This window comes from Novosphingobium sp. (genome assembly GCF_020852455.1).
GTDB lineage: Bacteria > Pseudomonadota > Alphaproteobacteria > Sphingomonadales > Sphingomonadaceae > Novosphingobium.
Map to the genome: position 1 here is coordinate 149,606 of NZ_JADZAT010000024.1, position 6,551 is coordinate 156,156.

Annotated in this window: 3 protein-coding genes; 1 reads left to right on the forward strand and 2 read right to left on the reverse strand. The window is 65.2% G+C overall.

Features of this window, described 5'->3' with window-relative positions; translation table 11 throughout:
- Positions 1-4: 4 nt before the first annotated feature.
- Together IT549_RS11125 and IT549_RS11130 are read right to left on the reverse strand one after the other, a co-directional pair.
- Positions 5-778, reverse strand: a complete 774-nt coding sequence (locus IT549_RS11125) for a class II aldolase/adducin family protein (RefSeq protein ID WP_292973126.1) — start codon at positions 776-778, stop codon at positions 5-7.
- A 40-nt stretch (positions 779-818) separates the two neighbouring features.
- Positions 819-2,837 (reverse strand): TonB-dependent receptor, encoded by a 2,019-nt coding sequence (locus IT549_RS11130; RefSeq protein ID WP_292973128.1) that lies wholly within the window; start codon positions 2,835-2,837, stop codon positions 819-821.
- Positions 2,838-3,568: 731 nt separating this feature from the next.
- On the opposite strand from IT549_RS11130, the gene IT549_RS11135 reads away from it, so the two are divergent.
- A partial coding sequence (locus tag IT549_RS11135; RefSeq protein ID WP_292973130.1) for a VCBS domain-containing protein occupies positions 3,569-6,551 on the forward strand: 2,983 nt, incomplete at its 3' end.

The window sequence follows — 6,551 nt, forward strand, 5'->3', positions numbered from 1 at the left end:
GCGATCAGTCGCGCCAGCTGCGATCGATCCGGTCGATCTGGCGGGTCCACGCCTCGAAATCGGTGGCGCCGGGCATGGTGCCGGGGATCGAAGCCTCGTGCAGGTCGCGGTGATGGACCGCCACCACTTCATCCGGCACCACGATCGGCTTGCCTGCTGCCAGCGTCGCCAGCATCACTTCGCAGGCGCGCTGCAGGGACCAGTGCATGATGAAGATTTCGGGGATCGAACGGCCCAGGATCACCGGCCCGTGATTCTTGAGCATCAGGATCCGCTTGTCACCCAGGTTCTCGATCAGGCGCTGGCCTTCCTCGGCGCGCACGGTGATCCCTTCGAAATCGTGATAGGCCAGCCGCCCGGCGAAATTGCAGGCATAGAAGTTGACCGGCTGAAGCCCGCCTTCAAGGCTGCAAACCGCCATGGTCGCGGTGGTGTGCGAATGGCAGATCGCGTGCGCCCAGGGCAGGTGGCGATGGAACAGGCCGTGCTGGGTGAACCCGGCCTTGTTGACCGGATAGGGGCTGCCATCCAGCGTGTTGCCGTCGATATCGATCTTGACCAGGTTCGACGCGCAGACCTCGTTGTACAGCAGGCCATAGGGGTTGATCAGGAACGCCCCTTCCTCACCCGGAACCTTGACCGAGATATGGTTGTAAACCGATTCCGACCAGCCCAGGTGATCGAAGATGCGATAGCACGCGGCCAGTTCCAGACGGGCCTGCCATTCCTCTTCGCTGCAATCGACATTGCGGCTGTGCGCGCTCATCTGGGTGGCCATCACTCTCTCCGGTTTCGTTTCGCCACTCGTCTTATGCGAGTTAGCGGCCGATGGAAATCCGCAATCCGGCCCACAGCGTCCGCGGCGTGCCAAGGTCGATCGATCCGGCCACATTGCGGGTGACAACCGCCTCGTCGGTCAGGTTCTCGCCCCGCAGCACCAGGCTGAAGCGCTGGCCCAGCGGGATCAGGGCAAACATATCGAAGGTGGTTGCGGCGGGCAGCAGGTCAGTCTGCAGATCGTCTTCGTACTGCGCCCCGGTGTGGCGCGCGGTCAGCGCCAGTCGCCAGCCCGGCCGCGGTTGCCAGGCAATCGTGGCGCTGGCCGACAGGCGCGGCGTCTGCGCCGGGCGCAGGTGATTGAGCGCCAGGGAGGTGCCGCTCGCCTCTACTCGCGCATCCGTCCAGGCCAGCGAACCATCGAGGCTGACCGCGCCCAGCCGTGCTTCCAGCCCGGCCTCGATCCCGCGCGCATGGATCGCATCGACATTGCGCCGCTCGCGCAGGTTGGTACCGATGGTGACGTTGGCCACCGCATGGCGGACCTTGTTGTCGAACCCGGTCAGCGATAGCCGCAGCGCTTCGACCGGCGTCCAGTCCAGCCCGGCTTCGAAGCCGAACAGGCGTTCGTTGACCAGAGCGGCATTGGCGCGGGTGGTGATCGGGAAGACCGTGAAAGGCCGATAGAGCTCGTTTAGCGTCGGCTGGCGCAGACCGGTGTAAATTGAGCCGCGCAGCGTCAGCGTGCTGGCCGCCTTCAGCACCGCCCCGCCCCGGCCCGACCAGGCCCAGCCCGAACGCTTCGCAAACCGGTTGTCGATCGTGGTGGTGCCGGCAGCATTGGCCTCGTGGAAATAGCCACCCGCAATCGACCAGCGATCCGCCCGCGCCCCGCCGGTCAGCGTCAGGGCACCCAGGGTCCAGTCATGTTCGGCATAGACCCCCAGATCGGCATTGCGCCCGCCGGCGCGCCTCCGCGCGGTGACCAGGCCGGTGACACCCGAATAGGCGTCTTCGTACATCGTCCCTTCGGCGATCCGCCAGTCAAACCCGATCCGCTGGACATGGTCTTCGCCCAGCGGCGGGCGCAGTTCGGCCTTGCCGCCCCAGCCGGTCGAGGGGGTGGCGCGCTGGTCCAGCGTCTTGCGGAAGCTGGTCGAACTGATCACCTTGTTCGAGAAATTGCGCGCTTGCAGATAGGCCAAGAGATCGAACTGCCAGCGCCCCTTGCCGACCAGCCGCAGACTGGCATCCTGACCGCTGCTGGTCGAATCCGCGCCCTTGAAGCGCAAGGTGCGGGCATCACCGAACAGCAATCCGCGCGCCTGCAGTTCAACATCGGGCGCAAGCGGGGCAACCCCGCGCAGCGATACCGACCACCCGTCATAGGCCGCGCGGGCGCTGGCCGGTACGCGCTGGCTGGCAGGTGTGGTCCAGAACCCCTGCCCGCGATCCCAGCGTGCGCTGGCCACTGCAAAGCCCGCGCCCAGCCGCGGCGCTAGCGTGCCCGAAAGGCTGCTCTCACCGCGGTCGTCGATCAGCGCCTCGGCTGAAAGCAGGTCGAGCCGATCGGGCCCGGCGCTTTCCAGCTCGATCGTACCCGCTACCGCGCCGCTGCCGAACGCACCCGACCCGCCGCCGCGCGTCACCCGCGCCTGGGCGAGCCGTTCGGGCGCGATCGCGGAAAGGGGAATGTAGCCAAAGAACGGATCGGCCATCGGCACGCCATCGAGCAGCACCAGGCTGCGGCTGGTGGCATTGCCGCCCAGCGCGCGCAGGGTGACCCCCTGTGCCGAAGGATTGGCGCTGCGGCTGTCGCTGCGGCGGAACTGCTGGAACCCCGCCACGCCGGCCAATGCGTCCTCGATCCGTCCCGAAGCACTGGCCGACAGCCGCGCGGCATCGAGCGTGGTCGTGTCATAGGCCGGCGCAGCAGGTGGCGGGGCCAGGGCCGTGCCGGTGACAACAATGTCTGTCGATCCGCCACCGGCAGACTCCTGCGCCAGGCAGGGGGCCGCCAGAGCCAGGCAGGGAATCGCGGTACACAGGGTTCGGATCATGGTGGCAGCAGCGCTTTCAGGTTACGCGCCGCGCCTAATCTGCCCAGCGCAGGCAGGCAATGGCTTTCCCCGGTTTGGGGCGGGCCGGATTACGCGTGCACCTGACCTTGCGATTGGCCTGTTCGGTCGCTCCGCGCTCTGAAGCGGGCGATCGCCGCTCTGGCCGGACCAGAGGCAATTCCGCCCTGCCAGATCAAGATTCTGATTTTTTATGCTTATTTGCGTTTCCAGCAGCTCTGCCGAAATCCGCTTTCGTCAGGCCGTGTCCAATCTGACCAAATTTGAGACGCCTGCACCATCGCCGGTTGCCTCGTTTGGTTAACATGGCAGCCGCAGTATGGTTAATAGGCCAAGCATCTGGCATTGTGCAGGAAATTGCCAAACTGGCGGCTCTAGTCGCGGAAATCGGGGTCAAATGCTGGCAATTCCGGGGTCTCAGGCTAGGCAAATGTCGCTGAGAATCGTTCCCCAACCGGCATTTGATGGTTGTCGGATTGAGTTAACAAGCTTGCAGCTTGCTTACGTGCGTGATCTAGTGACCGCGATGGTTGGAAACTTTCGAGCGAGTCGCTGAAGACTGGCAGGAAGCAAGAAGCCGACCTTTCAATCAGGGCCGCAGAACACATTTTGTATCAATTCCGTCGATTGGCGGGGCTGAGACACGTGTGCCTGCGACCCTTCTTGGCGCTGTGCCGTCCGCATGGATGGCTAGACGTTGAAAGTGACGGGACATGGACTACGAAGGCAAGATTGAGACCGCAACCGACCACGCGCAGGGCGAAGCTGCCCTCGACCGGCCGGCTGGTGACCTCATGGGAATGGCGCAGGCCGGCTCCGGCATTTCCGGCAGCACGCTCATCCCTGACGCCAACAATACGGTAGTCCTGCCAGAGGGCGTCACGCTTGACGATATCACCGTGCGCGGGCGCGATCTGGTGGTCACGCTCGACGACGGTCGCACGCTGATCATCCCTGATGGTGCGGTGTTCGTTCCCCAGATTGTCTCGCAGGGTGTCGTGGTTCCGCCGCTCAACCTTGCCGCGCTGCTGATCGGCAACGAGCCGGAGCCTGCGGCAGGTCCGGTCCGCAGCTCTGGCGGCAATTTCGAAGTTCCGGTCGATCCGCTCCAGAATGCCTACAATCTGGGCGATCTGCTGCCGTACACCGAACTGGCCTTCCCCGAACCGAACCAGCGCCAGCTTTTCCCGATCATCGATCGCAAGCCGATCACCACGCCCAACCCCGATGTGAGGCTTGACGACGACGCGCTGGCTGGCGGCAATGCCGGCGGTACCGGTGACGATCCGGATTCGATCCAAGTTACGGGCACCCTGTCGGGCACCAATGGTGATGGTGCGTTGACCTGGGCACTTTCGACCGCCGGCGCTCCGGCCGGCTTCAGCTACGTCGCCAACGGCACCGGGCTCAACGTGTTCCAGGGCGCCACGCTGGTGCTTCAGGTTACCCTCAACACCGCCACTGGGGCCTATACGGTAACCCAGGTTGCGCCGATCCAGCATGCGGCCGGCAGCAATGAAAACAATGCGGTGTTCACGCTGAACTACACCGTCACCGACATCGATGGCGATGTTGCGCCTGGCACCATCAACATCGACGTGGACGACGACAGCCCGGTTGCGGCGAACGATACCGATTCTGTCGCTGCTGGCACTTACGGCCCCGAAACCGGCAATGTCCTGACCGGCGCCGGAACCACCAGCGGCGCTGCCGGCGCCGACCGGGTCGGCGCTGACGGCGCGGCCGTCGGCGGTGCGGTGACCGCCGTTACCGGCACCGCTGCCGGTTCAATCGGCGGGACGACCGCCGGCCAGTACGGCACGCTCACGCTCAACGCGGACGGCACCTACAGCTATGTCCGCAATGCCGGGACCCCCGGCGGCGTGGCCGATACCTTCACCTATACCATCACCGACCGCGACGGCGATTCCACCACCGCGACGCTGACCATCAACATTGCTGATGCGCAGCCGCTGACCGGCGAAAATGCAACCGTTCGCCTTGACGACGATGCGCTGGCGGGTGGCAATGCGGGTGGTACCGGCGATGATACCGATGCCGCCAACACCAGCGGCACGCTGGCCGCTTCGGGCGGCGATGGCCCGCTGGCCTGGTCGCTGGCAACCACTGGCGCTCCGGCTGGCTTCAGCTATGTTGCCAATGGCACCGGGCTCAACGTGTTTCAGGGCACCACCCTGGTGATGCAGATCACGCTCAACACCGCGACCGGCGCCTACACCGTCACCCAGGTTGCGCCGATCCTGCATGCCGAAGGCAGCGACGAAAACAACCAGACCTTCTCGGTCAGCTTTTCGGTTCGCGACCAGGACGGTGACACTGCCAACGGCACGTTGTCGATCAATGTTGACGACGATACCCCGATCGCCTCGGATGACACTGACGCGGTCGCTTCGGGCACCTATGGCCCGGTTGCCGGCAACGTCATCACCGGCGTGGGCAGCGACGGCAACGCCGCCGGCGCGGACAGCCCCGGCGCTGACGGCGGGCTCCATGTCACTGCGGTGACCGGCGCGGCTGCCGGCACGATCGGCGGCACCACCAATGGCACTTACGGCGTGCTGACGCTGAATGCCGATGGTTCGTACAGCTATACCCGCAATGCCGGGACGCCCGGCGGCGTCAACGACGTGTTCAGCTACACCGTTACCGATGCCGATGGCGACACCGCGACCGCCACGCTGACGATCGCGATCGCCGATGCGCTGCCGCTGACCGGCCAGAACGCCCAGGTCCAGCTTGACGACGATGCCCAGGCTGGCGGCAACCCCGGTGGGATCGGTGACGGTCCGGATGCAGTCAATGTTGCCGGCACTCTGACCGGCTCGGGCGGCGACGGACCGCTGACCTGGCAGATGACTTCGTTCACCTCGCCGATCGGGTTCAATGTCACCTTGGTAAACCAGGGCCTGCTGGAAATTCGCCAGGACTCGACCCTGGTGATGACCATCACTCTCGACACCGCGACCGGGGCCTACACCGTCACCCAGAACGCACCGATCGACCATTCGGCGCTGGGCGATGAAAACAACGCCAATTTCTCGCTGGGTTACCGCGTCACTGACCAGGACGGCGATATCGCCAATGGCTCGCTCTCGATCACCATCGACGACGATACCCCGGTTGTCGCCGACGACACGGATTCGCTGCTGGCCGGTGCCACCGGTCCGGCAACTGGCAACGTCCTGACCGACGCCGCTCCCGGCGATGCTGGCGACAGCGACACCGGTGCCGACAGCCTGGGCGCTGATGGCGGCAGCGTGACCCGGATAGACAGCGTCAATGTGCCCGCCAACTTCGACGACACCGCCGACGGTTCTGGTAACCTCACCGTCGCGGGCCAGTATGGCACACTGACCATCAATGCCGATGGCAGCTACAGCTATACCCGCAACAACGGCGCACCGCTGAACGCGGTCGAGACCTTTACCTACACCGTCACCGACGGCGACGGCGATACCGCCGTGGCAACGCTGACCATCACCATCGAAGACGCAGGCCCGATCACCGGGCAGAACGCCACCGTGCTGCTCGACGACGATGCCCAGGCCGGCGGCAACCCCGGCGGCACCGGCGATGATGTCGATGCGGCCAACCTCACCGGCACGCTTGCCGGTTCGGGCGGCGATGGCGCACTGGCCTGGGCGATGACCTCGTTCACTTCACCGGTCGGGTTCA

Bases quoted from the DNA above. Each gene is read 5' to 3' on its own strand.
- IT549_RS11125 (WP_292973126.1), bottom strand. From the start codon at position 778: ATGGCCACCCAGATGAGCGCGCACAGCCGCAATGTCGATTGCAGCGAA.
- IT549_RS11130 (WP_292973128.1), bottom strand. From the start codon at position 2,837: ATGATCCGAACCCTGTGTACCGCGATTCCCTGCCTGGCTCTGGCGGCC.